This window comes from Rhodospirillales bacterium (genome assembly GCA_014323865.1).
GTDB lineage: Bacteria > Pseudomonadota > Alphaproteobacteria > SP197 > SP197 > SP197.
In genome coordinates this window covers 261,547-286,481 of record JACONG010000016.1, presented here as the reverse complement: position 1 = coordinate 286,481, position 24,935 = coordinate 261,547, and the positions used below count along the sequence as shown (strand labels likewise).

The 24,935-nt window shown below is 66.5% G+C and carries 25 protein-coding genes and 1 pseudogene; 2 read left to right on the top strand and 24 right to left on the bottom strand.

All coding sequences use genetic code 11. From position 1 onward, the window contains the following. The first annotated feature begins 1 nt into the window (after position 1). Complete coding sequence (locus GDA49_10245) at positions 2 to 967, top strand: MBL fold metallo-hydrolase (protein MBC6440766.1); 966 nt, start codon at positions 2 to 4, stop codon at positions 965 to 967. A 33-nt stretch (positions 968 to 1,000) separates the two neighbouring features. Here the strand turns inward: GDA49_10245 and GDA49_10240 are convergent, their stop codons facing one another. The 14 genes from GDA49_10240 to GDA49_10175 form a co-directional block, all read right to left on the bottom strand. Next, entirely contained in the window at positions 1,001 to 2,089 is a 1,089-nt protein-coding gene (locus GDA49_10240; GenBank protein MBC6440765.1) for a glycosyltransferase family 4 protein, read from the bottom strand. Between the two features lie 32 nt (positions 2,090 to 2,121). Continuing rightward, positions 2,122 to 4,011: an asparagine synthase (glutamine-hydrolyzing) gene (asnB, locus tag GDA49_10235; GenBank protein ID MBC6440764.1), complete on the bottom strand. Its 1,890-nt coding sequence runs from the start codon at positions 4,009 to 4,011 to the stop codon at positions 2,122 to 2,124. A 1-nt stretch (position 4,012) separates the two neighbouring features. Next, positions 4,013 to 4,861, bottom strand: a complete 849-nt coding sequence (locus GDA49_10230; GenBank protein MBC6440763.1) for a glycosyltransferase family 2 protein — start codon at positions 4,859 to 4,861, stop codon at positions 4,013 to 4,015. Further along, positions 4,854 to 5,621: a class I SAM-dependent methyltransferase gene (locus tag GDA49_10225; GenBank protein ID MBC6440762.1), complete on the bottom strand. Its 768-nt coding sequence runs from the start codon at positions 5,619 to 5,621 to the stop codon at positions 4,854 to 4,856. The genes GDA49_10230 and GDA49_10225 overlap by 8 nt, the downstream gene beginning before the upstream one ends. Further along, positions 5,618 to 6,715: a glycosyltransferase family 4 protein gene (locus GDA49_10220; protein MBC6440761.1), complete on the bottom strand. Its 1,098-nt coding sequence runs from the start codon at positions 6,713 to 6,715 to the stop codon at positions 5,618 to 5,620. Before GDA49_10220 ends, GDA49_10225 begins: the two co-directional genes overlap by 4 nt. After that, complete coding sequence (locus GDA49_10215; GenBank protein ID MBC6440760.1) at positions 6,715 to 7,839, bottom strand: glycosyltransferase; 1,125 nt, start codon at positions 7,837 to 7,839, stop codon at positions 6,715 to 6,717. Before GDA49_10215 ends, GDA49_10220 begins: the two co-directional genes overlap by 1 nt. Beyond that, positions 7,836 to 8,249, bottom strand: coding sequence for a GDP-mannose 4,6-dehydratase (locus tag GDA49_10210; protein ID MBC6440759.1), 414 nt, complete (start codon positions 8,247 to 8,249; stop codon positions 7,836 to 7,838). The genes GDA49_10215 and GDA49_10210 overlap by 4 nt, the downstream gene beginning before the upstream one ends. Beyond that, positions 8,246 to 8,518 (bottom strand): hypothetical protein, encoded by a 273-nt coding sequence (locus tag GDA49_10205; protein ID MBC6440758.1) that lies wholly within the window; start codon positions 8,516 to 8,518, stop codon positions 8,246 to 8,248. Before GDA49_10205 ends, GDA49_10210 begins: the two co-directional genes overlap by 4 nt. After that, entirely contained in the window at positions 8,515 to 10,344 is a 1,830-nt protein-coding gene (locus tag GDA49_10200) for an ABC transporter ATP-binding protein (protein MBC6440757.1), read from the bottom strand. The genes GDA49_10205 and GDA49_10200 overlap by 4 nt, the downstream gene beginning before the upstream one ends. Beyond that, positions 10,341 to 10,478: a hypothetical protein gene (locus GDA49_10195; protein MBC6440756.1), complete on the bottom strand. Its 138-nt coding sequence runs from the start codon at positions 10,476 to 10,478 to the stop codon at positions 10,341 to 10,343. The genes GDA49_10200 and GDA49_10195 overlap by 4 nt, the downstream gene beginning before the upstream one ends. A gap of 318 nt (positions 10,479 to 10,796) precedes the next feature. After that, positions 10,797 to 11,498 (bottom strand): sarcosine oxidase, encoded by a 702-nt coding sequence (locus tag GDA49_10190; protein MBC6440755.1) that lies wholly within the window; start codon positions 11,496 to 11,498, stop codon positions 10,797 to 10,799. A 3-nt stretch (positions 11,499 to 11,501) separates the two neighbouring features. Further along, the gene (locus GDA49_10185) at positions 11,502 to 14,453 is read right to left on the bottom strand and encodes a (2Fe-2S)-binding protein (protein MBC6440754.1); all 2,952 of its coding nucleotides are present in this window, start codon (positions 14,451 to 14,453) and stop codon (positions 11,502 to 11,504) included. Positions 14,454 to 14,458: 5 nt separating this feature from the next. Further along, positions 14,459 to 14,764, bottom strand: a complete 306-nt coding sequence (locus GDA49_10180; protein MBC6440753.1) for a sarcosine oxidase subunit delta — start codon at positions 14,762 to 14,764, stop codon at positions 14,459 to 14,461. Positions 14,765 to 14,776: 12 nt separating this feature from the next. Then, a complete protein-coding gene (locus GDA49_10175) occupies positions 14,777 to 16,033 on the bottom strand; it encodes an FAD-dependent oxidoreductase (protein MBC6440752.1) in 1,257 nt (418 codons plus the stop codon). A gap of 262 nt (positions 16,034 to 16,295) precedes the next feature. Here GDA49_10175 and GDA49_10170 point away from each other — a divergent pair, with 262 nt between their 5' ends. After that, positions 16,296 to 17,234 (top strand): tetratricopeptide repeat protein, encoded by a 939-nt coding sequence (locus GDA49_10170; protein ID MBC6440751.1) that lies wholly within the window; start codon positions 16,296 to 16,298, stop codon positions 17,232 to 17,234. Positions 17,235 to 17,276: 42 nt separating this feature from the next. Here GDA49_10170 and GDA49_10165 read toward each other — a convergent pair. The 10 genes and pseudogenes from GDA49_10165 to GDA49_10120 form a co-directional block, all read right to left on the bottom strand. Next, positions 17,277 to 17,480, bottom strand: a pseudogene (locus tag GDA49_10165) (EamA family transporter). A 44-nt stretch (positions 17,481 to 17,524) separates the two neighbouring features. Beyond that, on the bottom strand, positions 17,525 to 18,172 hold the full coding sequence (locus GDA49_10160; protein MBC6440750.1) for a DMT family transporter: 648 nt from the start codon (positions 18,170 to 18,172) through the stop codon (positions 17,525 to 17,527). Between the two features lie 2 nt (positions 18,173 to 18,174). Further along, positions 18,175 to 18,549 (bottom strand): HIT domain-containing protein, encoded by a 375-nt coding sequence (locus tag GDA49_10155; protein MBC6440749.1) that lies wholly within the window; start codon positions 18,547 to 18,549, stop codon positions 18,175 to 18,177. A gap of 80 nt (positions 18,550 to 18,629) precedes the next feature. Next, positions 18,630 to 18,776: a hypothetical protein gene (locus tag GDA49_10150; protein ID MBC6440748.1), complete on the bottom strand. Its 147-nt coding sequence runs from the start codon at positions 18,774 to 18,776 to the stop codon at positions 18,630 to 18,632. Next, complete coding sequence (phoB, locus tag GDA49_10145; GenBank protein MBC6440747.1) at positions 18,773 to 19,420, bottom strand: phosphate regulon transcriptional regulator PhoB; 648 nt, start codon at positions 19,418 to 19,420, stop codon at positions 18,773 to 18,775. The genes GDA49_10150 and phoB overlap by 4 nt, the downstream gene beginning before the upstream one ends. Positions 19,421 to 19,464: 44 nt before the next feature. After that, positions 19,465 to 20,193: a phosphate signaling complex protein PhoU gene (phoU, locus tag GDA49_10140; protein MBC6440746.1), complete on the bottom strand. Its 729-nt coding sequence runs from the start codon at positions 20,191 to 20,193 to the stop codon at positions 19,465 to 19,467. Between the two features lie 23 nt (positions 20,194 to 20,216). Next, a complete protein-coding gene (locus tag GDA49_10135; GenBank protein MBC6440745.1) occupies positions 20,217 to 21,074 on the bottom strand; it encodes a phosphate ABC transporter ATP-binding protein in 858 nt (285 codons plus the stop codon). Further along, positions 21,068 to 22,348 (bottom strand): phosphate ABC transporter permease PstA, encoded by a 1,281-nt coding sequence (pstA, locus tag GDA49_10130; GenBank protein ID MBC6440744.1) that lies wholly within the window; start codon positions 22,346 to 22,348, stop codon positions 21,068 to 21,070. The genes GDA49_10135 and pstA overlap by 7 nt, the downstream gene beginning before the upstream one ends. A gap of 1 nt (position 22,349) precedes the next feature. Then, complete coding sequence (gene pstC, locus GDA49_10125) at positions 22,350 to 23,894, bottom strand: phosphate ABC transporter permease subunit PstC (protein ID MBC6440743.1); 1,545 nt, start codon at positions 23,892 to 23,894, stop codon at positions 22,350 to 22,352. Next, positions 23,833 to 24,882 carry a substrate-binding domain-containing protein gene (locus GDA49_10120; protein MBC6440742.1) on the bottom strand — a complete coding sequence of 350 codons (1,050 nt, stop codon included), beginning with the start codon at positions 24,880 to 24,882 and terminating at the stop codon, positions 23,833 to 23,835. Before GDA49_10120 ends, pstC begins: the two co-directional genes overlap by 62 nt. Between the last annotated feature and the right edge of the window lie 53 nt (positions 24,883 to 24,935).

The window sequence follows — 24,935 nt, the reverse complement described above, 5'->3', positions numbered from 1 at the left end:
CATGACCGTTCCCTTCGTCCATGAAGACAGCGTCACCTATGGTACCGCCACCGAGGTCTCGCCGCTGGTGCGGCGGGTGGTGGCGGACAACCCGTCGGGGTTCACCTATCACGGCACGGGCACCTACATCATCGGCCGGGGCGAGGTGGCGGTGGTCGATGCGGGGCCGGCGATCCCGCGCCATGTCGATGCGATCCTGGCGGCGACCGCGGGCGAGACGATCACGCACCAGCTGGTGACCCACACCCACAGCGACCATTCACCTGCCGCGGCGCTCATCAGGCAGGCGACCGGAGCCGAGACCTGGGCCTTCGGGCCGCACGGCTCGGGCCGGGCGGAAGGCGAGGTGGCGGTGGAGGAAGGCGGGGACCGCGATTTCCGGCCCGACCACAAGGTGCGCCACGGCGACGTGATCGAAGGGGCCGGCTGGACGGTGGAATGTGTCTTCACGCCGGGCCACACCTCAAACCACATGTGTTTCTGCCTTCGCGACGAGACGACCCTGTTCTCGGGCGATCATGTCATGGGCTGGTCGACCACGGTGGTCTCGCCGCCGGACGGCGATATGGCGGCTTACATGCGGAGCCTCCGGGTTCTGCTGGAGCGCGACGATACGATCTATCTGCCGACCCACGGACCCGCCATCACCGACCCCAAAACGCATGTGACGGCGCTGATCGCGCACAGGGAGGCACGCGAAGAGCAGATCGTGGCCTGTCTGGAGGACGGGATCACGACGATCCCGGAGATGGTGGAACGCATGTATGCAGCGGTCGACCGCAGTCTCCATCCCGCCGCGCGCCAGTCGGTGCTGGCGCACATCATCCACATGGTCGAGACAGAACGGCTCACGACCGAGGGTCCGCCAAGCGTGCACGGCATCTGCCGGCTCGCCCGGAGCGGAGCGCACCCAGTTGGAACCGCCCTGCATCTCAAGACCCGGAGCATCGTCACCCGTTCGGATTGATTCAATCTGAACGGGACATGCTCTGGTAACGTGTTACGTCAGCCCGAGGATCCCGAGCTGGCGGGCGATCACCTTCGTCTCGTCGTAGAGCTCAAGCGCCCGGCGGCGCCCGGCAGCACCGAAGGCGGTACGCTTGAGGGGATCGCGGATCAGGTCGTCAAGGGCGGCAGCCAGCGCCGGGATGTCGCCGACCGGGACAAGATGTCCGGTCTCGCCGGGCACCACCTCCTCACGGCTGCCGCGGATGTCGGTCGCCACGACGGGCAGACCGGTCATCATGGCCTCGATGATCGAACGCGGCATGCCCTCCCGACGGCTCGGCAGGGTGAAGAGATCGGCCGCAGCGAGGAGGTCGGGCACGTCCTCGCGTTCGCCCAGCAGATGAACCCGCCGCTTCAGCGCCGGATCGGCGTCGAGTTCGGCAAGCGCCAGGTCGATGGGATCGGCGTGATCGCTGGCAAGGCGCGCGCCCGCGACCCAAAGATGGGCATCGACCGAACCCATGGCACCGAACAGCTCGGGGTAGCCCTTTTCGGCGACCAGCCGGCCGACCATCATTACCACCGGTGCGTCCTGCGGCGTCTGGAGCGTATCGCGCACGGACGCACGCCGCTCGGCCGGGCCGGGCGTGAACCGTGCGGCATCCACGCCGTTGCCGATCGCCTCGATGACGGGGCCGGCGATCAGGCCGTGCTTGCGGGCGAAGGCGGCGTCCTCGCGCGACTGGGTCATCAGGACATCGGTCACGCGGCCCGCGATCCACTCGGCCACGACGAAGGCGTTGCGCCGGAACCGGGGCATGTGTTCGTGGAAATAGAAGCCGTGCGCGGTGTAGGCCAGCGTCGGCACAGCGGTTCGCCAGGCGGCCAGGCGGCCAACCAGGCTCGCGACCGGCGTATGGACATGGACGAGGTCGAAGCGTTCCTCGCGCAGGACCCGGGAGACGGCCTCCGAGGAGCGCAACGCCTTCAGCGGGTTCATGCTGCGGGCAATGGGGACGGGACGACAACGAACGCCTGCCTGACGCACATGCTCCAGAAGGGGCCCGTCCGAGCAGATCGCCACGACCTCATGGCCGGCGTCCTGTATCGCGGTACAGAGCGGCAGGAGCAGACGGGCCATGGTGAAATCGACGGCACAGAGCTGGCAGACCTTCACGGCAGCGCCCGCGCGCGCCGGTCGGCCCAGGCCTGAAAGGCAATCAGCGTCCAGAGCTGCCAGGATGTGTCGCGTCGTCCGGCCAGCAGATCGTCGCGCCAGCGTCCGGGCAGGTCCGGATCAATCAGGCCCTGCCGCCGCAGGCGTTCCGCATCGCAGGACGCCTTGACGAGATCGCTGAGCGGACCGGCCAGCCAGCGGTCGATGGGCAGTTCGAAGCCCTTCTTCGGACGGCGGAAGACAGCGGCGGGGACGCGTCCCGCAAACGCGCGCCGAAGGATCGCCTTGCCCGCGCCGCGCCGGATCTTGAAGGCGCCGGGCATGGCATTGGCGCAATCCACCACGCTCGCGTCGAGAAAGGGCGATCGCACCTCGAGCGAATTGGCCATCGAGGTGCGGTCGACCTTCGCCAGCATGTCGCCGGGCAGAATCGTTCGCTGGTCGCCCATCAGCATCGCGGTCAGGGGATCGGCACCGGTTTTCGGCCGCGCGGCCGCGAAGAGAACCTCGACTGTGGGCGTGTGGCCGGACGGGTGCACCAGGAGCCGGTCGAGTTCATCCTCCTCCAGCAGCCGGGCCAGACCGGCACGGCGCGCAATGGCCTGTTTGCCGGCGTGATCCAGAAACCGCCGCGCGCGGCGCGAGAGCTCAGCCAACCGGCCACCCTTGGCGTCGGGCAGATGCCGCGCGGCGGGTTCGATGGCCGACGAACGCAGCCAGCCGGGCAGGCGCCGGTAGGCCTCGGCGTAGAGCTCGGCCCGATAGAGCCGGTAGCCGCCGAACACCTCATCGCCGCCGTCGCCCGAGAGTGCCACGGTGACATGCCGCCGGGTCTCACGCGCGAGCACGAAGCTCGGCAGGGCGGAGGAATCGGCGAAGGGTTCGTCGAGCCCGTCGAACAGCGGCCCGACGGCGGCCAGCGCATCGTCGGCGCCAAGTTCGATCTCGGTGTGCTCGGTGCCCAGATGGTCGGCGACCGCACGCGCCTGGGGCCGCTCCTCGTAATAGGCCGGCACATCGGCAAAGCCGACGGTGCAGGTGCGAACCGTCGAGGCGTTGCGCACCATGGCGGCGACCACCAGCGCCGAATCGATTCCGCCCGAGAGATAGGCGCCGACCGGCACGTCGGCGACCATGCGTCTTGCCACGGCCGCATCGAAGCGTCCGACGAGATCGGCCGCGGCGGTCTCCTCATCGGTGTAGGTCTCCAGCGTTTCGGGCTCGACGAAGGAGCGCATGGCCATGCCGTCGCGATCGAACCGCGCGACATGGCCGGGTGCCAGGTGCCGGACGCCGGCGGCGATCGACCAGGGCTCCGGCAGCCAGCGCAGGGCAAAGAGCAGGCGCAGGGCGGCGGGGTCGACGTCGCGCCGGGTGCCCTCGACCGCCTCGAGCGCGACGAGGTCCGAAGCGAAGGCAAGCCGGGTGCCGGTCCGGGCGAACAGCAGCGGCTTCTTGCCGAAACGGTCACGGGCCAGGAAAAGCGCCTTCCGGGCGGTATCCCAGAGTGCGAAGGCGAACATGCCGTTGAGCCGGTTGAGCACGCCCTCACCCCAGCGTTCCCAGGCGCGGATCAGGACCTCGGTGTCGGAGTGTCCTTCGAAGACGGTGCCGGCCTCCTCCAACTCGGCGCGGAGTTCGGCGTGGTTGTAGATCTCACCGTTGTAGGCAAGCGCCAGGCTGCCACGCACCATGGGCTGGCGGCCGGCTGCCGAGAGATCGACGATGGCGAGGCGGGTATGGCCCAGAGCGGCATGACCGTCAAACCACATACCGTTGTCGTCGGGGCCGCGCGGGTGCAGCCGTCGCACGGCCCGCTCCAGGCCCGGCACCGCAGCGTCACGATCAAGGCCGTTGCGGTCGACAAGGCCCGCGAGCCCGCACATCTCAGGCCCCGGCCGCCGCACGCCGCAGGTGACTGCGCTGCAGTACGGCGCGGAACAGACGCGAGAACAGCGCGTCGGGCAGCACCCGGTGGGCGGCGTAGAATGCCAGAAGCTGCCATGTCGCATGCGCCCTGGGCCGGCCCGACCAGGCGCGCATATGGCCCAGGAGGCCGCTGAGGCTGTAACTTTCCGGGTGCTTCTGCTGGATGATGCGCCAGAGCTGGCCGTGCCTCTGATGCGACATCGCCTGCAGCATACCGCTGGCGGCAACGCGGTAGTGAAAGACCGCCTCGGGCAGGCAGAGGGCCTCGGCACCCACGAGACCGAGGCGAATGTTGAAGTCCCAGTCTTCGTAGCCCAGACGCATGGATTCGTCGTAGCCGCCCACGCGCTGCCACAGCGTCTTGGGGATCAGCATGCAATAGGGCATCTGATTGCTGACCAGCTGCTCGAACAGGTTCCAATGCTTTTCCAGCACGGCCTCATGCTGGCCGAAGGCGTCGATCCAGGGATGGACGAAGGCGTCGTCGCGCCCTGCGATCAGCGCCAGCGCCTTTTCGGCATAGCCGGGCTCGATCCAGTCGTCGCAGTCGAGCGGCAGGACGTAACGACCTCTTGCCTCCTCGAACCCGCGATTGCGCGCACCTCCGAGGCCCCGGTTCTCCTGATGAACGAGCCTGACATCGGCCGGCAGGGCCGCGAGCGCGGCCGCGGTTTCGGGCGCGGTCGAACCGTCGTCGATGACGATGATCTCCCTGGCGGCCAGCGTCTGCGCACGCGCACTGGCGACCGCCTCGTCCAGGAAGACATGGGCGTTGTAGCAGGGCAGGACGATCGAGACGTCAACCATCGGCCGGCTTGCAGGCAGCCCAGATCTCGCCCCACACGGTGCGCAGCTCGACAATCATGAGGCCCGAGGCCTCCACCTCGCTGCGAAACGCCTCGATCGTGTGTTCGATGACGTGCGTACGGTCCGAGAAGTAACCCATGCCCAGTTCCCTGCGCATGGGAATGTGCCAGTGGCGTTCGAAGGCCGGCACGCGGATCAGAACATCGGCGGGCTGCTGCGCGGCGAGAAGATCGCGCAGGAAACCGACGCGATCCTCCAGATGTTCGAGGATGTTCGACAGCACCACCGTCGTCCATGGTCCGTCGGGCAGGCTGCGGGTGGCATCGGCACAGACGAACGAGAGGTTGGCAGGATTGTCGCCCGCTTCGGCCTGGCGGATCAGACTCTCCTCGATCTCGACCCCCATCACGGTCACGCCCGGCCGTGCACGGGCGATCCCACGCGCCACCTCGCCATAGCCGCAGCCGATGTCCAGCACCCGCGCCGAATCGCCGATGCGGTCGATGAAGTAGTCGTGATAGCGGGTCAGGCGGTGCTTGGGATGGATACCCTTGCCATAGGCGGTCGCGCGCTCGGCCAGCAGCAGTTCGAGATCGTCCTGGGTCCGGTAGAGCTGGCGCAGGGCGTCGGCCGGGCTGCCGATGCGCGATTCGAGAACCAGCAGGGCAAAGACAAGGCGGGACCGGAGCCCACGCGGCACCAGGCCGGCGACAAATCCGGTGGCGCGGACCACACCCAGGGCAAGCGCTTTCATGCTCATGGGCGATCCGCCAGCAGGGCTTCGAACACGGCACGATGGCGACCGATCCAATGGCCGATGTCGTAACGCGCAACAGCACGGTCGCGGGCCGCCTCAACCTTGTCCCCAAAGGCATCCGCCGCCTCGGCCATCGCCGAGGCCAGATCGTCGATCGACGGCCAGACCATGCGTTCGAACGACTCCTCGCAGGCCAGTGGCCAACCGGCGTCCTCACCCACCAGTTCCGGCACGCCGCCGGTGGCCGAGTAGACCACCGGCAGGCCGCAGGCGAGCGCCTCCAGCACCGTGTTCGGGCAGGGATCGCTGGGCTTTGTCAAGAGGTAGACATCCGCGCTGCGGTACATGTCCGGAGCATCCTGCTGGCTGTAGGGCCCGGTCCATGTTGCGGCATCCTCCAGGGAGAGCCGGGCGACATCGCCGCGAAACGCAGACTCGGACCGGGCGTCGAGAGAGCCGGCGATACGCAGCACAATGTTCCGCCCGTCATGACGCAGGCGAGCGACGGCCTCAAGCGCATCGCCGATCCGGGGGTAGAGATGATGTTCGATCTTGCCGGCGACAAGGAACGTGACCGGCCGCTCCGGCCGCCTGGCCGCCGGTGCGAAACGCCCGGTGTCGACGGCGTTGAACAGCACCTCGCCCGCGCCATCGCGTTCGCCGAGAAAGCGCTGGGCGCAGCGCCGGCAGAAGTCGCTCTGCCAGAAGACGTGGTCGGCCAGATGATAGGCGGCGGCCATCTCCCGGTTCTTCGCCCGCCAGTCGCCGTCGAACCATGCCTCGTGGAACACGCCGTTCTGGTTCAGCACCACAGGCACCTTGCGACGCCGGAGCGTGGTCAGCGAACCTCGGTCGAGATAAGGTGCATTGCTCAGCAGATAGACCAGATTGTAGGAGCCGCGTGCCTCGGGAAAGTGCTCGCGCAATCGGGCAACCTTGACCAGCGGTCCGCCGCCCGAGCCCGAACGCGCACCGGCATACCAGACACGCGGCGCACCGCGCCGTCGGCGTGCGGTCAGGGCCGTCTCGGCGGCCAGCGCCGTGCGGTAGCCGGTGCGCAGCGCGCGCTTGAGCAGGGGGTCGCGCTTGCCCGCCATCAGAGGCCCAGCTCGTCCATCAGTGGCCGATAGACCTGCTTCCAGTGGCTGTCGGCCACCACCTTCCAGTCGCAGCCGAGAACCCGTTCGCGCGCCGCCGCCAGCACCCGCTGCGGCTCGGGACGATCGAGCGCGCCAAGCGCCACCGCGGCGATCGCTGTGGCATCGATCGGGGTGAGCCAGCCGGTTTCGCCGTCATCGATCAGGTCCGGAGCCATGCCGACCGGGGTCGAGACGACCGGCACGTGACTGGCCATGCTCTCCATCAGGGCCATCGGCCCGCCCTCCTCGCGGGATGTCATGAGATAGATATCGAGCGCATGGTAGGCGCTGGTCAGTTCGGCGTAGTCGGCGAGATAGTCATGGGTGAACGGAATGTCGCGCCGGGCGAGTCCGGCCTTCACGTAGCCGCGCGCGGGGCCGGTCAGGATGACGTGGACCTTGCACTGTTTCGCCATGGCGGCCACCGCCTCAACCAGGATGTCGGGCCCCTTGATCAGCTTGGGCTCCATACCGGCACCCCAGCCGATGCCGTCCTTCTGAAAACTGCCGATGGCGACAGCATCGGCGGGCACACCCCATCTCTGCCGGGCAGCGCGGCGCCGGTCGGGCGTCGGCGGCTGGAACAGGGCGGTGTCCGTGCCGATGGGAATCCGGACCAGCTTGTCGGCCGGCACACCCCATCCCGAAAGACGGTCCATCAGCAGGCTGTTCGAGGCCACGACGCGACTGAGACGCGGCACGCTCGCAAGGAAGCGGTCGATGTGGCGCGCAATGTCTGGCCCGTCCTCCGGCTTGCCGTGGAAGAACGACGTGACATAGCGGTTCGACGACGGCAGGAAGCGCTGCCAAGCCTCCCACATGTATTGCGAACCGTAGTGGACCACCTTGCGTTCGGCGCCCACCGCGTTGAGCACCAGGGCGACCTTGCCGGGATGATGCCGTTCGACACCGTCGCGCACGCCGGTGCCGACCCGACGGGTCGCCCAGTCCTGCTTCTCGATGACGAAGTGGACCGGTGCGGGATCCCTGCGCCGCATACCGGTGCGCGTTGCCGCGAGACCGGCACAGGCCATCCCGCCGCGCACGACGGGCCGCAAAACCTGCTTGAGACGACCCATCATGCTGGCTGCACGGACTCATGTTCGGCGGCGACACCGCCGATATTGCCGAAGCAATCGGAGCAGCAGGCGTTGCAGAAGCGGATCGAGCCGCCGACGATGCGCATGGTCTCCAGCATGTTGAGTGTCCCGAGTGCGATGCTCCGGAGCGTCCCGGCGGGTTTGTCGATGCGATGAATGACAACCGCCTCGGGCCGTCTGCGCAGGTAACGCAGGCAGGCCGCGGCAGCGAACGAGATGTTGGGACTGCGGCTGCGCGGGTCGGTCAGGACCAGAACGTCGATATCGTCGTCACGGAGGTCGTAGACGACCCGGTCGCCACGCGCTTCGAGCCCGGCAGCCAGGGACTTGGCGAAGCGGTTGCCGCCACCCCAGGCACCGTCCTGCACGTGGTAACCGATCGCGACCTTCATGCCCCGCCCATCCGTACCGGGGATTCAAGCCCGTCATCCATACGCTTCAGCGGGAAGCCTTCGAGCGTCACCTGGCGCGCGGCCTCGCCCGGGGAAGCGGCAAGCCCTGCATCGCCCTGGATGTGTGCGACCGCTGCGGCAGTCGCCTGCGGGTCCGTGGGCGGAACCGGCAGGCAGTGCTCACCGTCCTTGCAGAGGCCGGGCGACCACAGGTCCCTGATGCCGGTCAGCACGACGGGGCCGCCGCAGACCATGGCGACATCGTTCATTGTGCAAGCCTCGTGGTGGCTTCGGCCACGGTGTCATCGACGCGCCGGCCGTACTCCAGGGTCACGACGCTGTCGCAGAGAACCATCGGCGCTTCGCGATGGGAGACGATCACCATCGTGATCGCACCGCGCAGATCCCGGAGCGTCTCGACAAGAGCCGCTTCGGTTTCCGCGTCAAGCGCCGCGGTCGCCTCGTCCAGGACCAGGAGGGTCGGCTCGCGATAGAGCGCCCGGGCGATGGCGATGCGCTGGCGCTGGCCGCCCGACGCCCGCTGGCCGCGATCACCGAGCGGCGTGTCGAAGCCCTGGGGCAGCACGGCGGCGAACTCGGAAAGACCGGCATGGTCCGCAATACGCGCCATTTTCTCCGGATCGAGCGGAAGACCGAAAGCAATGTTGGTGCCGAGCGTATCGTCGGTGAAGAACGGCTGCTGGGGCACGTAGCCGACGTGATGCAGCCAGTCCTGACCGATCTCCGACACCGCGACATTCCCGACCAGAACCTTCCCGCTGTCGGGCGTGAGCAGGCCAAGCAGGACGTCGATGAACGTGCTCTTGCCCGCGCCCGAGGCGCCTTTGATGCCGATGCATGCGCCGCGCGGAATCTCGATATTGATGTCGTGGAGCGCTGCCCGCTCCGCCCCTTCGTAGGCGAAACTGACATCTTCGAAGCGCAGCATCTCCCAGACCGGAACGGGCACCAGGGTCTTCGGTGCAGTCTCGACCGCCCTGGCGGCGCGGGCATCGGCGAGAATACCGATCAGGCCCGCAACCCAGGTCTCGGTTTTGATCAGACTGGTGACCGAGGTCTGGAGCCGGATGACGGCCGGCGTGATACGTGCCGCAGCCAGAACGATCAGCGCCATCTGGGCCGCCATGGCACCGCCCTGCACACCCGACCACCACATGCCCATCATCACGAGCAGCATGCCTGCCTGCACGATGAGGATGATCAGCGGAGCCGGGATCATGCCGAGAATGGTGGCCCGGGCCGAGGCGCTGCGGGTGTGCCGGGTCGCCTCGGTGAAGAGATCGGTGAAGTGTTCCTGGGTGCAGTTGGCCTTGACGTCCTTGATGCCCGAGAGGATCTGGGTCGTCATCACCATCGACCGTTCCGAGGCCTCGCGAGCGATCCGGTTCCAGCGCACCATCGGCACCTTGATGATGCGCGTGGCGACCGCGGCCAGCGCACCGGCGACTGCCAGCATGGCGAGCCCGCCCAGCGGCGTGATGAAGACAACCATGATGGTGGTGCTGACCACTGTGGTCAGCAGCGAAAGGATGCGCAGGCCATTGCCGATCATGTCGCGGCTCCAGAAGGTCACGTCGTCGTGCGCCATGCGGGTCAGCGCCGCCGCGCTCTGGTGCAGGAACCAGGAGAACGGCGCATTGACCAGTTCGGTCACGAGGTCGTGCGACAGACGGACGTTCAGGCGCGCGACAAAACGCTCCAGCACGATGTTGACCGCGAGGGCACCGAGATGGCCGACCAGCAGGGCGACGAATGCACTGCCGGCCAGCATGAAGAGAAAGGCCTGACGCGAATCCGCACCGCTCATCTCATAGAGCCAGACCGTCCCGGTGCTCTTCTCCATCATGTCGGGCTGCACGATGATGCCGACGATGGGCAGCACGGCGATGATGGAGAAGAGCTGCACGAGATCGGCCACGGCGATCGCAATGGCGAGCAGAATCGCCTTGCGCCGTTCGCGCGGTGTCAGCATACCGATGCCGGCCAGCATGGTAGGCCAGAACCGGGTCTTGCCGAGACCGAGGCGCGCGTCCGACGTGCCGGGATCCTTGAGGGAAGCGTCAGACCTGCTCACAGGCCGAGTCCGTCGTGGCGGAAGGCATCGTGGTCGGATTTGGCGACACCGAAGCGGGTGCCGAGGCCGCCCGTGACAAGGACCGAGACGCTGTCGAGATCTGGCAACGGCGTGTCGAATGCGCGGGAAGACATGATGATGAGCCGACCGTGTGCGGGGTGGAGCCTGAAGCTTCCGGATACGGTGGCGGGCGGCGTCTGCCTCCAGGCTACCGCAGGGCCGGTGAATCGCCTTCACCAGCCGGGCGCATAATGTTCACCCCATGAACCCAAGGGTCAAGTTCATTTTCTGAACGCATGCCTGCCCTGCGCCGATTTGACATCGTAGAACCGGGCTCGACGAGCGGGTGGCGCATGACCCTCGGGTCGGCTGCCAGGGCAGGGACATGCCTGTAGGGCCACGGCTCATCTCCGGTCGGAATCGACGAACGGGAAGAGCAGCACCGGCTGCGTTCAGGCGGAGAGACCTCTCAAGGCATCGAGACCGATCGCCCGACCGTCGAACTCGGCCATGGCATCGGTCAGGCACTCCCACATGTAAACGATCGATGCGCTGTCGATCACCATGTCGAGGGCATAGGTCTCACCGCGATCGTTGCGGATCAGGATGGCGTTCATGCGCGCCACGCTGGTCTGGGCAATCCGGTGGTTGGCGAAGCGGTGGGGCCTCAGATCAATGCCGCACATCTTGGCCATCATCCCGGGTGCCTTCGCACCGGTGATGCCGATCCGGGCGTTGGTGTCCGAACGCGGAACCGGGTAACAGACCGCGCCCTCCATCGACCAGGCGGCCGCGAGCGTGTCCATCGTGCCCCCGTCTCCGGCGTCGTCGGCAAGCAGCAGCAGTTCGCCGCCTGAGAGGCGGCAGGCCAGCGTGCCGTCGGCCTGGACCCTTGCCGTGTTGGGCTCGCCCAGATCGACTCCCTGGCCGCCGACCCATGTCGCCATGTCCCAGCCCTTGTAACCGGCACGCGGCAGGGCGGTCAGGTCGGCGATGCCGAGCGTCGTCGCGGCGGCAGCCTCTCCGGCGGCCTCGCCGTAGTTCGCGGCGCAGGCGAAGCCGTTGACGTCGGCCCACCGGGCACCGAGGGCAGCCGAGACCCGGTAGAGATTGGAGCGGCGGATGCGGTCCGCGGGCTGAAGCGAATCAGGCATGGATCACAGCTCCTGACGGGCGTTTTCCGGATCGAAGAAGGGCAAGGGCACAACCTTGCAGTCGACGAACGAGTTGGGGTCGATCTTCACCGTTCGGCCGACCACCTGACCGGAGTCGACACGCACCTGGAAGATCGTGCCTTCCCCGGCCTGATCGGCCCCGACATAGGCGAGCCCGATGACCTTGTCGAGGGTGGGCGAGTAACTGCAGGACGTGACGCGCCCCTTGATCTCGCCGTCCTTGATGACGAGATGGCATTCCTTCGGGATCGTGCCGTTGGTCCCGCCCTGGAGCTCGAAGCCGACCAGCTTGCGCTCGACCATGTCGCGCTGGATGTCGATCGAGCGTTTGCCGATGAAGAACGGGCGCTTCCTGGCGAGCGCCCAGTCCATGTCGGCTTCCAGCGGGTTGGTCAGACCGTCCGTGTCCTGGCTGACGATGATGTGACCCTTCTCCAGGCGCAGCAGACGTTGGCACTCGACACCGAAGGGCTTGATGCCGTGCTCGGCGCCGGCCTCCACGATGGCGTCCCACAGCGCCTCGCCCGAATGCGCGGGGCAATGGATCTCGAAGCCGAGCTCGCCGACGAAGCCGACACGCAGCAGGCGGCAGGGGATGCCCGCGACCGTCGCCATGCGCACACCCATGTAGGGGAAGCCTTCGCCCGAGAGGTCCGCGTCGGTCAGCCTGGCAAGCACCTCGCGCGATTTCGGGCCTGCGATGTTCACGCCGCTGAAGGCGCCGGTCACGTTGGTGACGTCGACCTTGAGGCGCCACTGGGCGTTCCAGAACAGCATCTCCCTGTAGACGCCGTCGACGCCCGAGGTGGTCGCGGTGACGTAGTAGTGTTCGTCATGGAAGCGGCAAGCCACGCCGTCGTCGGTGATGACGCCGGTCATGTCGGTCATGAGCGTGTAGCGGGCCCGGCCGATCTGCTGCTTCCTGTAGGCCCAGGTGTACATCCGCTCCATCATCTCGGCCGCATCGGGACCGCGGATCTCAAGACCGCCGAGCGTCGAGACATCGATCAGACCGACATTCTCGCGCACGTTCCTCGCCTCGGCACGGATCGCCGCCTCGCGGTCGCTGCCGGGGTTGTAGACCTCAGGGCGGTACCACAGACCCGCCAGCATCAGCCTGGCGCCTGCTTCGGCGTGGCGGTGATGCATGGAGGTCAGACGCTTCGGCTCGAAACTGCGGCCGGCCAGCACGCCGATCTTCTCGGCGGTGTAGGGCGGGCGCTGGGTCGTCATGCCGGCCTCGTTGACGCTGAGCCCGTTGGCTCTGGCGTTGAGACGGATCGCATTGAGCCAGCTGTGGCGGCCCTGGCTGGGGCCCATGCCGCAGGTCGAGAAGCGCTTCATCAGCTCGACGTGGGCGTAGCCTTCCCTGACCGCGTTGTTGAGGTCGTGGATCTGCAGGTCCTCGTCGAAGTCGATGAAATCCTTGCCCTTGGCATGTTCGAACATCGGCCAGGGATGGTTCTGGCCCTGCTCGCCCTTGTCGTTGCGCACCGAGGGCATCGCACCTTTGGTGAAGCCGACGTCCTTGGCGGCCTGCCAGCCCGCAGCGCGGCCTTCCTCAATCACGGTGTCGATCAGGAAGCAGCCCGCGACGGAACCCGCGGCATACATGCCCTCAGGCAGCGCGCCGATTTCGAACATCGCGGTCGCGTCGTTGTAGGGCGTCTTGCCGCCAGCGTGCCAGATCAGATTGGCCGAGGGCTGCCAGCCGATCGACGAGATGACGGTGTCGCAGTCGAAGGTATCGTGGCGCTCGGCCACGGTGCCCTGGCCCGTGATCCTGGCGACCCGCGCGCCCTCGACACCGTTGAGGTGTGGCTTGGCGATGGCCTCGCAGACCGTGGTGCCGAGCGACACCGGAATGCCGTGGTCGGCCACGGCATCGGCCAGCTCGTGGCGCGGGCGCTCGTCGGAGAGATCGGCGATGCAGGCGACATCGACACCTGCGGCGATCAGGTCGAGGGCCGTGGCATAACCGTCCGGATTGGCCGTGGCGATGACCGCGCGGTTGCCGGGCTTCACGCCATAGCGGTTGACCAGACGCTGGGCGGCCGAACCGTACATCACGCCCGGAAGGTCGTTGTTGCGGAAGACCAGCGGCTGTTCGTAGCTGCCGGTCGCGACAACGACGGCCTTGGCGCGCAGCTTGAACATGCGGTTGCCCTGGATCACCGGCAGGAAGTGATCGGCGAACCAGCCGTTGCAGCATGCACCGGCAAGCACGCGGATGTTCTCCCTGGCCTCGACCGCCTCGATCAGGCTCTCACGCTCCCTGGCCGCGCGCTGACCCCCGGCATCGAAGCGGGCATAGGTGAGCGCGCCGCCGAGCGAGGGGTTTTCCTCGATCAGCACGACCTCGATCTCGTCGGAGGCCTCAGCCGCCTCAAGGGCTGCCGCCATACCGGCGGGGCCGCCGCCGACAACGGCGACATCGGCCCAGAGGTACTGCTTGTCGAAGTAGCCGTGGGGCGCCTCGGTGTTGACCTTGCCCAGGCCCGCCATGCGGCGGATCACCGGCTCCCAGCGCTTCCAGGCACCCTTCGGCTTGTAGAACGCCTTGTAGTAGAAGCCGACGGGGAGGAAGCGGGCCATCCTGTCGAGATACCGGGCGCGATCGTGTTCCAGGCTGCCGACGACGTTCTGCGCCTCGACGATCATGCCGTCCTCGACCAGGCGCGTGTCGGCCGAGACACTGGCCTCATCGCCGATCTGCACCAGGCCGTTGGCATCGTGACCCGCCGCCGAGATCGTGGCGCGGGGGCGGTGGTACTTGAACGAGCGCGAGATGATCTTCACGTCGTTGGCCCACAGCGCGCTGGTGATCGTGTCGCCCGCAAAGCCGGTGCGCGTCCTGCCGTCGAAGGTGAAGGTGACCGGCCGGTCGCGATCGATCAGCAGGCCGTGGGGCGCATCGAGACGGTTGGCTGCCATCGCTCTTACTCCTTCGCCTTGCTGGCGCCCCGGGGCGGTGTGAAGTCAACCCGGTCCCTGTAGACGTCGGAGGCCGGATAGGTCTTGAGGATCTCGTCGCTCCGGGTGTCGCGCTCGGCGATGAACCAGAAAGCGGTCGGCGTGTGGTACCACCACTCGCGCACGATGCCCGCCAGGTTGTTCTCAAGATAGACGTAGTCGATCCAGGTCTCGTTGTCGCAATCGGGCGCGGGCAGGTCGCTGACCTCGCCGCCATAGGCGAACTCGGAGATGTTGCGCGGTCCGTTCAGCGGACAGGGCATGATCTTCATCGGATCGTTCCTCTAGTGGCCGACGCTGGCGGCACCCTTTTCGCCGACCAGCTTGAAGTCGTGATAACGCTGCAGCGCGAAGGGCGCGATGATGTCGGGCACGCGGCCGGTCGCCAGCAACTCGGCGTTGCGCTTGCCACAGACCGGCGTCGCCTTGAAGCCCCACGTTCCCCAACCCGCGTCGATGTAATAGTCGTCGACCGGCGTCTCACCCATGATCGGCGCGAAGTCGGGCGTCATGTCGGTCATGCCGGCCCACTGGCGCAGCAGCTTGACCTCGCCGATATAGGGCAGGAGCTCCATCATGTGCATCATGAGCCCCTCCTTGAAGTCCAGCGTCGAGCGCGTCTGGTAGACGCCGTAGGGATCGGTCGCGCCGCCCATCACCAGTTCGCCGCGCGAGGACTGGCTGACATAGACGTGGAGACTGCCCGAGACGACGATGGCGTCGAGGAAGGGCTTGAGCGGCTGGCTCACGCAGGCCTGCAACGGGATGGTCTTGAGCGGCAGCTTGAAGCCCGCCATGCGCGCGACCTCGCCCGACATGCCGGCGACCGCCTGCAGCACCTTGCCCGCCGCGATCGTACCCCGGGTCGTCCTGACCCCGGTCACGCGCGGCGGCGCGCCGTTGGCGGGCGTGATCTCGAAGCCGGTGACCTCGGTCTTCTGGTGGATGTGGACACCGCGCCTGGCGGCACCCGCGGCATAACCCCAGGCCACCGCGTCGTGGCGCGCGATGGCACCGGGCGCATGATAGAGCGCACCCATGATCGGATAGCGCACGTCATCGGAGTAGTTGAGCTGCGGCACCATCTTCTGCAGGTCGTCGCGCAGAACGAGCTCGGACTCGATGCCGAAGTGTTTGTTGACCTCCGCCCGCCAGCGCATCGTGCGCACCGCACTGTCGGTATGCGCCAGAGTGTAGTGACCACGCTCCGAATACATGAGGTTCATGTCGAAGTCGTTGGAGAGGTCCCTGTAGAGGTTGATCGACTCGTCGTAGAACTGCACGCCTTCGGGCGTCAGGTAGTTGGAGCGGATGATCGTGGTGTTGCGGCCCGTGTTGCCGCTGCCGATGTAACCCTTGTCGAGCACGGCCACATCGGTGATGCCGTGGTCCCTGGCCAGATAGTAGGCCGTGGCCAGACCATGGCCGCCACCGCCCACGATGACGATATCGTAGGAGTCCTTGAGGTCGGTCTCGCCCGGCAGCGCCCGGGGAACCGGGTGCCCCCTGTTGAAACCGAATTTGAGCAATCCGAACGGCATGGAAGGACCTCCCGGCTCAGAGCACGGGTTGGTCGACAATGGGACCGTCCAACCCTGCGAGTGCCTACGGCAGACGGTAGGGTTTAGACCAGACCCGCACGGCTGTCCATGCGGAACCGAACCTTTCTGGGCCAGAATCAGACCAAAGCGACCCAATTCAGACCGATTTGGGATCGCCATACCGGCGCCATCCTCGCCTGTGATCACGCCGTGTGGCACCGTGCTTGCGCGGACGGGGCAGAGCCGTCACAACAGGACCGACATGATGCGCGCGATCCCGCTTCTTTGCCTCATTCTTCTCGCCGCGGTGCCGCCCGCGGCGGCCGATGTCGAGGACGACGTTCTCGCTGCCGCGATCGCCGCGGAGGCCGGCGACTTCGAGGGTTCGATGGTCATCCTCGACCGCATCGTCAAGGAGGGCCAACTGCCGCCGGAGCGGCATGCGGTGATCCTTCAGAACCGGGGCGTCCTTCATCAGATCCTGGGCGACTCCTATGCGGCGATCGACGATTTCAACCGCGCCATCGCGCTCTCGCCGACCTATGCCGACGCGCTTTACAACAGGGGCGTCGCCTTCATGACGCTGGGCCGGCCGGCCGATGCGGCCAACGATTTTGCCGCCGTGATCCGGGAGCAGCCCACCACAGTCGATGCCCATGGCAATCTGGCCGAGGCACAGATCGCCATGGGTCTGCTGCACAAGGCCGTGGCGAGCTACGACCGTGCCCTCGCGCTGGAGCCGGCCCAGGTCCACCTCCACATCGGCCGGGCACACGCCCGTCGCCTGATCGGCGACCTGACCGGCGCGATCATCGACTACGACACCGCGCTCAGCCTCTGGGGCACCGACCCCGTGCTCTATTTCGAGCGCGGACGCACCAGGGCCGAGGTTGGCGACGACTTCGGTGCGGAGGACGACTTCAACCGCGCCCTTCAGATCGAGCCGCTGTGGATCGGGCCGATGATCGAGCGCGGCTTTCTCCACTACCGGCGCGGGTCCTACGAACTCGCTATTGCTGACTTCAGCGATGTCATCGCGCGCAGCCCGGATGCGGGCGACGCCTACTTCGGCCGTGGCCTGTCCCATGACGCCCTGGGCCGCTACGAGCTCGCCGACGAGGACTTCATGCTCGCTTATGCCCTTGGCGTCCGGAACCCGATGCTCGACGATCACCTGCGCAATCTCGGCGTGATCGAGTAGGTCGCCGGCCCGGCGCCAGCGCGGCAGGCGACCTTCGAGCGCCATCACACTGATCACGACAAGCGCAGCGCCGCCGAGCTGTGCCCAGGTCATGCGTTCGCCGAGAACCCATGCGGCAAGGACCAGCGTGGCCGCCGGTCCGACGGTCGAAATCAGTGCCGAACGTGCGGCGCCGACGCGACGGATGCCCTCGGTGACCAGCAGAAACGGCACCACCGAGCAGAACACGGCGATCGCAAAGATCATCGAGAATACCGGCCAGCCGGTCGCCAGGGCATCGAGCGGCGTGGTCAACACGAAGTGGACGTCGATCCCGAGAGTCGCGCCCGCACGGCGGCCAGCGCCATGCGCGCACTGCCCAGCCGCGGCCCCGGCGACTGGTTCAGCATGAAGTAGATCGAGAACGCGAAGGCCGAGGCGATGGCGTAGAGACCGCCCTCCAGATTGGCGAGGAACGCGGACGGGTCCGTCACACCCATGACCATGACGATTCCGGTCTCGGCCAGGCTCAGCGCAATGATCTGGCGTCGCGGCGGCAGCCGCTTTCTGCGCAGGCTGTCGAGCAGCAGGACAAAGACGGGAAAGCTGAAGAGCAGCACGCGCTCGACCGTGACGTCGATCATCGCGAGCGCCGTGAAATCGAGCAGGCCTGCGAGGTAGTAGCCGATCAGCCCGCCCGGCATGCCGAGGCTGACGTCGCGCCATGACATCCGCAGCGCCCTGACCCCGCCCTTGAGCCACAGTGCGACCACTACCGGCATCGGCAGTGTCAGGCTGTAGCGGATCGCGAGCAGGGTCGGCACATCGACCCCTTGGGCGAAGATGAACTTCGCGAGAACACCCTTGAGCGACAATGCCAGGGCAGACACGACAACGCAGGCGACGCCGATCAGTTCGGCGCGCCGGGCTGACCCTGCATCGCCGGTCCCGACGCTCACGGTCAGCCGGCGATCAGCGGCCCCAGATTCCTGCCCGCCAGAATGTGAACGTGGAAGTGCGGCACGAGCTGGCCGCTGTCGGCCCCCCGGTTGGCGATCAGGCGATGGCCGCCCCCGGCGACATCGAGGTCGCCGCAGATCGTCGCCACCGCGCGCCAGAAGGCGACGATCTCGGCATCACTCGCCTCGCGATGAAAGTCGTCATGGGCGATGTAGCGACCCTTGGGGATCACCAGGACATGGACCGGAGCCTGCGGTGCGATGTCGTGGAAGGCGAGCACGTGATCGTCCTCGTGAACGGTCGTGTTCGGCAACTCACCACGCAGAATCCTGGCGAAGATGTTGTCGTCGTCATAGGTCGTGAAGTCGATCGTCATGGCGTTGTCCGGGGGGTTGCGATGGGTGGCCGCATCATCCACGGCCACCGGTCGCGACGCAATGCGGCGACCGGGCGGGATCAGAGGATCGCCGGCCTCTGCTTGCTCTGGGGCGGTGGGAAGGCCTGGTCGATCATTTCGAGAGCCTCATCGTCGAGGGCGATCTCGATGGCATCGCGGTTGACTTCGATACGGTCGGGGTTCGATGCCCTGGGAATGGCAATCACCCCGCGTCGAGCGCGTAACCTGCCGAGCGCACTGTGCGGATCAGATCGCCGCCGTCGCGGATGTTGAGCGCCTTGCGCAGGCGGCCGATGTGAACATCGACGGTACGGGGCTCAATGAAGATGTCGTTGCCCCAAACGCGGTCCAGAAGCTGCTCGCGGCTGAACACGCGGCCCGGATTCTCCATCAGGAAGCGGAGAATCCGGAACTCGCGCGGCCCGAGCTGGATCGGCTGTCCGTCGCGCGAGACCTTGTGGTCGGCGAGGTCCATGTGGAGACCGGCGTACGACAGCGCCTCCCGGGCGAGCGCCGGACGGATGCGCCGCATGACCGCCCGGATCCGGGCCAGCAGCTCGGCCGGCGAGAACGGCTTGGGCATGTAGTCGTCGGCGCCGACCTCGAGCCCGCGCACACGGTCCTGCTCCTCGCCACGGGCGGTCAGCATGATGATCGGCGTGTTGGCGAGTTCGCCGTCGCGGCGAATCTGGCGGCAGATCTCGATGCCGCTGAGCGACGGCAGCATCCAGTCGAGGATCATGATGTCGGGATGCTCCTCGCGCGCCACCGTCAGGGCTTCCTGCCCGTCGGTCGCCTCGAGAACCCGGTAACCTGCCTTTTCGAGATTGTATCGAACCAGCGCCAGCATCGGCGCCTCATCATCGACAACCAGAACGGTCGCGTCACTGCTGCTCACGGCTCACCCGACTCCTCGTTTTCCTGGTCCACACCGACCACAGAGTTGGACTTCGGACGCTCACGGTCCGGCAGGGAGCCCAGGATCATGTAGGTCACCATCTCTGCGATGTTGGTGGCATGGTCGCCGACGCGCTCGATGTTCTTGGCGACAAAGTGAATGTGGGTGCCCGGCGCGATCAGCCTGGGATCGGCAATCATGTCGGCCAGAATCGCGAGGAAGATGCTGTTGTACATCTCGTCGGTCGACTCGTCCTGACGCCAGACGCGCTGGGCCAGATCGGCATCGCCATCGCGGAAGGCATCCATGACATCGGTCGTCATGGCGTGAACGGCGTTTCCGAGACGCTTCAAAGCCTCGCGCTGGGGCACGTGCTCCGCGTCCTTGATGACCAGACCGCGCTTGGCGATGTTGGCCGCGAGATCGCCCATGCGCTCCAGATTCGATCCGACCTTGAGTGCCGTCTTGATCCGGCGGAGGTCCTCGGCCATCGGCTGGCGCAACGCGATCATGCGCGTCACCAGTTCATCGACATCCCGCTCGTGCTGATCGATCTTCGGATCGATGTCGATGATGCGGCGCGCCAGGTCGCGATCGCCCTCGACGAGCGAGCGAATGGCATTGCGGAGCTGGTCTTCGACCAGACCGCCCATTGCCAGAATGTGGCGATCGAGCTCCTCGAGCTCGGAGTCGTATGAGCGGACCGTGTGCTGCGTGGTGGACATGGGGGAGAGCCTCCGGGTGCGGATCAGCCGAAGCGGCCGGTGATGTAATCCTCGGTCATGGAATGCCGAGGGCTCTGGAAGACCTCGGCGGTATCGTTGACCTCGATCAGGCGGCCCAGATGGAAGAACGCCGTGTACTGGGAGACACGGGCGGCCTGCTGCAGGTTATGGGTGACGATGACGATCGTGTAGTTCCGGCGGAGCTCGTCGATGAGTTCCTCCACGCGCGCCGTCGAGATCGGATCGAGCGCCGAGCAGGGTTCGTCCATCAGAATGACCTCGGGGCTGACGGCGATGGTGCGTGCGATACAGAGACGCTGCTGCTGACCGCCGGACATGCCGGTCGCCACCTCGTCGAGACGGTTCGAGACCTCGTCCCACAGACCGGCGCGGCGCAGGCTCTGTTCGACGATGGCATCGAGATCGGCCTTGTTGTTCGTGAGGCCGTGGATGCGGGGGCCGTAGGCAACGTTGTCGTAGATCGACTTCGGGAACGGGTTCGGCTTCTGGAAGACCATGCCGACGCGGGCACGCAGCTGCACGACATCGACCGACTTGTCGTAGATGTCGGCACCTTCGAGACCGACACTGCCCTCGATCCGCACGATATCGATCGTGTCGTTCATGCGGTTCAGGCACTTCAGGAGGGTTGTCTTGCCGCAACCCGACGGGCCGACGAACGCCGTCACCTGATTGACCGGAACATCGAGATTGATGCCGGTCAGCGCCTGCTTCTCGCCGTACCACAGCTTGAGATTGCGGGCCTGCATCTTGATCTTGTGGTCCATCTTCGGGAGGTCTTCCACCGCGATCGTGACCGCATCCTCGTGCGCGGCAGCCCGTTCGATGTCGTTCGGGTTCGCTTGCGTTGTCGCTACCATCGGATTTCAAACCTCTGCCTGAGATAGACCGCGATGCCGTTCATCACGACCAGGAATGCCAGCAGCACCATGATGGCGGCCGACGTCTTTTCGACAAATCCGCGCTCCGGGCTGTCGGCCCAGAGGTAGATCTGCACGGGGAGTACGGTGGCCGCATCCAGCGGACCTGAGGGCAGATCCACGATGAATGCGATCATGCCGATCATCAGAAGCGGTGCCGACTCGCCCAGCGCCTGGGCCATGCCGATGATTGCGCCGGTCAGAAGGCGCGGCAGGGCCAGCGGCAGGACATGATGGGACACCACCTGGACCGGCGAAGCACCGATACCGAGGGCCGCCTCGCGGATCGAGGGCGGCACACCCTTCAGCGCGGCGCGCGTGGTGATGATGATGGTCGGCAGCGTCATGAGTGCCAGCGTCAGGCCACCGACAACGGGTGCCGAACGCGGCAGATGCATGACGTTGAGGAAGACGGCGAGGCCCAGAAGACCGAACACGATCGACGGCACCGCTGCCAGGTTGTTGATGTTCACCTCGATGATGTCGATCCACTTCTTCCCGGGCGCAAACTCTTCAAGGAACACCGCCGCGGCAACGCCGGTGGGAAACGACACCAGGAAGGTCACCAGCAGCATCCAGAACGAGCCCAGCACCGCACCGCCGATGCCGGCGAGCTCGGGCTCGCGCGAGTCACCTGTGGTGAAGAAATCCCGGTTGAAGACGGTCCGCATGTCGCCGGCTTCCCGGAGCAGGTCGACATATCCGATCGTCCGGTCGTCCACGCGGCGCTGATCCTCGGGCAGGTCGCGATCGACATACCCCTTGTTCAGCATGTCGATATCCGATCCGACAGGGACCCAGACCTCCACGGTCTGGCCGATCAGCGAGGGATCGTCCCTCACCATGTTCCGGATTTCGATGAAGGCGCCGTTCGACATGAGGCCAAGCAGAGCGCGCATGTCGCTTCGCTCGGTCGCATTCGGGATCACTCTCTGGAGCGCCTCGATGACGATCAGGCGAACGTTGCCGCTGCCCGGGTCCTCGACGCTCACGTGCTCTTCGGAGAAGTGCACGTCGAGCCTGACCTCGTTGGTGATGAAGCCCGACCAGCCCCTGGAGACGATGCTTCCCAGCAGGCCGACCAGAAACAGCGCCGTGAGCACGAGTGCACCGATCGCGATGACCTTGAAGCGGAACTCACGGGCGTAGCGCCTGCGCAGACGGGCGTCGGCCGCCGCACCCATATGGAGCGATCGGGTCGGGGATTCGGCCATGTCAGTCATACTTCTCCCGATACTTCCGCACGACCCGCAGTGCGATGACGTTGAGGCCGAGGGTGATGACGAAGAGCACAAGGCCGAGCGCGAAGGCCGCCAGCGTCTTGGCGCTGTCGAACTCCTGGTCGCCGACCAGAAGTGTGACGATCTGAACGGTCACGGTGGTGACTGCTTCCAGCGGATTCGCAGTCAGGTTCGCCGCAAGGCCGGCGGCCATCACCACGATCATCGTCTCGCCGATGGCGCGGCTCACAGCCAGAAGCAGACCCGCAACGATGCCCGGCAGGGCGGCGGGAAGAACGATCCTGGTCACCGTCTCCTGCCTCGTCGCGCCGAGGCCGAGCGAGGCGTCGCGCAGCGATTTCGGCACCGCGGCGAGGGCATCGTCGGTCAGCGACGAGACGAAGGGGATAATCATGATGCCCATGACCACACCGGCCGCGAGCGCGCTTTCGGACGCCACCGGGAGACCGATGCCGGCACCGGCCTCACGCAGAAGCGGCGCCACGGTCAGGGCGGCGAAGAAGCCGTAGACCACGGTGGGGATACCCGCGAGAACCTCCAGCATCGGCTTGGCCGCGGCACGGAACCCGGGGTGCGCATAGTCAGCCAGATAGATCGCCGAGAGCAGCCCGATGGGACCTGCGACAAACATGGCGATGACGCTGACCATCAAGGTACCGGCAAAGAGCGGGACCGCACCGAAGGCGCCCGACGAGCCGACCTGGTCGGCGCGCAGCGCGATCTGCGGGCTCCATCGGAGGCCGAACAGGAACTCGAACAGCGGCACCTTGCCGAAGAAGCGGATCGACTCGAACAGCACCGAGAAGACGATGCCGACGGTGGTCAGGATGGAGATCGCCGCGGCGATCAGCAGAACGATCAGAAGCGTGCGCTCGACCGGCTGGCGGGCATGATGATCGGGCGTGATTTTCCTGTAGGCGAGGCCCAGACCGAAGAGGCCGAGCGCGAAGGCGCCACCGAAGCCGACCCGTTGCTCGATGGAGCGCAAGTGGCCGTATTGCGCGGCAGCGGCCTCAAGTTCGGGCGTGATGTCGATCACCGGCGTGCCGCCCCTGGCGAGCGTCCGGGCATCGGCCAGGAAGCGGGTCAGAACCGGGCTGGACTCGTCCTGCAGACTCTGGGGCAGCGATGCGACGACCGATGAGGCGATGAGCTGGTCGCCGACAGCGAGGGCCACGATCCACAGCGCGATGGCCGGAAGACCGCAGGCGAGCGCAACGTACCAACCATGATAGACCGGGCGGGAATGGAGCGCTGGCGGCTGATGGCCGGCCAGAGCCGCAGCGCGGTTTCGTCCCATGAAGAAACCGGTTACCGCCAGGCCGAGCAGGATAACGGTGAAGACGGTCAGGCTCACGGGGACACCGGGATGTTGTTGGCCGGGGCGGGACGGCGACGCCGGCCCGCAAAGCTGTCGGGGCCCGGCCGCTTTCGGCCGGGCCCCGACGGGGTAACGATCACAGGCCTGCGAGAGGCATGGCGCTCCGGGCCGATTCGGCCATCGCGGCACGATCCGCATCAGGCAGCGGGATCAGGCCCTTGTCGGCGAGGTAGCCGAACGGACCCCAGGCGTCCTCGCTGGTGAACGCGGTCACGTACTCCCGGATGCCCGGAACGGCACCGATGTGAGCGTTCTTGACATAGAAGTAGAGCGAGCGCGAAACCGGATAGTCACCGGCAGCGATGTTGTCGAAGGTCGGCGCAACACCGGCTATCATCGAACCCTGGATCCTGTCCCTGTTCTGGTCGAGGAACGAGAAGCCGAAGATGCCGAAGGCATCCGGGTCGGCTTCGAGCTTCTGAACGATCAGGTTGTCGTTCTCACCGGCCTCGACGAAGGCACCGTCTTCACGGATCGAAGCACAGATCGCCTCGTAGCGGTCCTCATCGGACTCCTCGATGGCGGTCACGGCATCGAAGTGCTTGCAGCCCTCCTCCATGACCAGCTCGACGAAGGCGTCGCGCGTACCGGAGGTCGGCGGCGGGCCCATGACGCGGATCGCGGCGGCGGGCAGCTGCGGATCGATCTCGTTCCACATGATGTAGGGGTTCCCGACGATGTTGCCGTTCTCATCGGGAACCCCGGCGGCGAGCGCCAGCCACAGGCTCGGAATGTCGATGTTCATCCGGTCCGACCGGCGCGAGTTGCCCAGCACGATGCCGTCGAAGCCGACCTTCACCTCGGTGATCCCGGTGACGCCGTTCCCGGCGCAGCGGTCGATCTCGCTCTGCTTGATGCGGCGCGAGGCGTTCGTCATGTCGGGATGCTCGACGCCGACGCCGGCGCAGAACAGCTTCAGGCCACCGCCCGAACCGGTCGACTCAACGACAGGCGTCGGGAAGTCGCTGGTCTGGCCGAACTGCTCGGCCACGGCGGTCGAAAACGGAAACACGGTCGACGAGCCGACGATGCGGATCGTGTCGCGCGTGTCCTGGGCGGCGGCGGTGCCGGTCAGAGCGACCGCGGCGACACCGGCAAGCGCCAGGCTCCTGAGTTCAAACTTCATGTCCCCTCCAGGCAAGATTGGGATCCGAATGCGCGCCGGACTGTCCGACACGA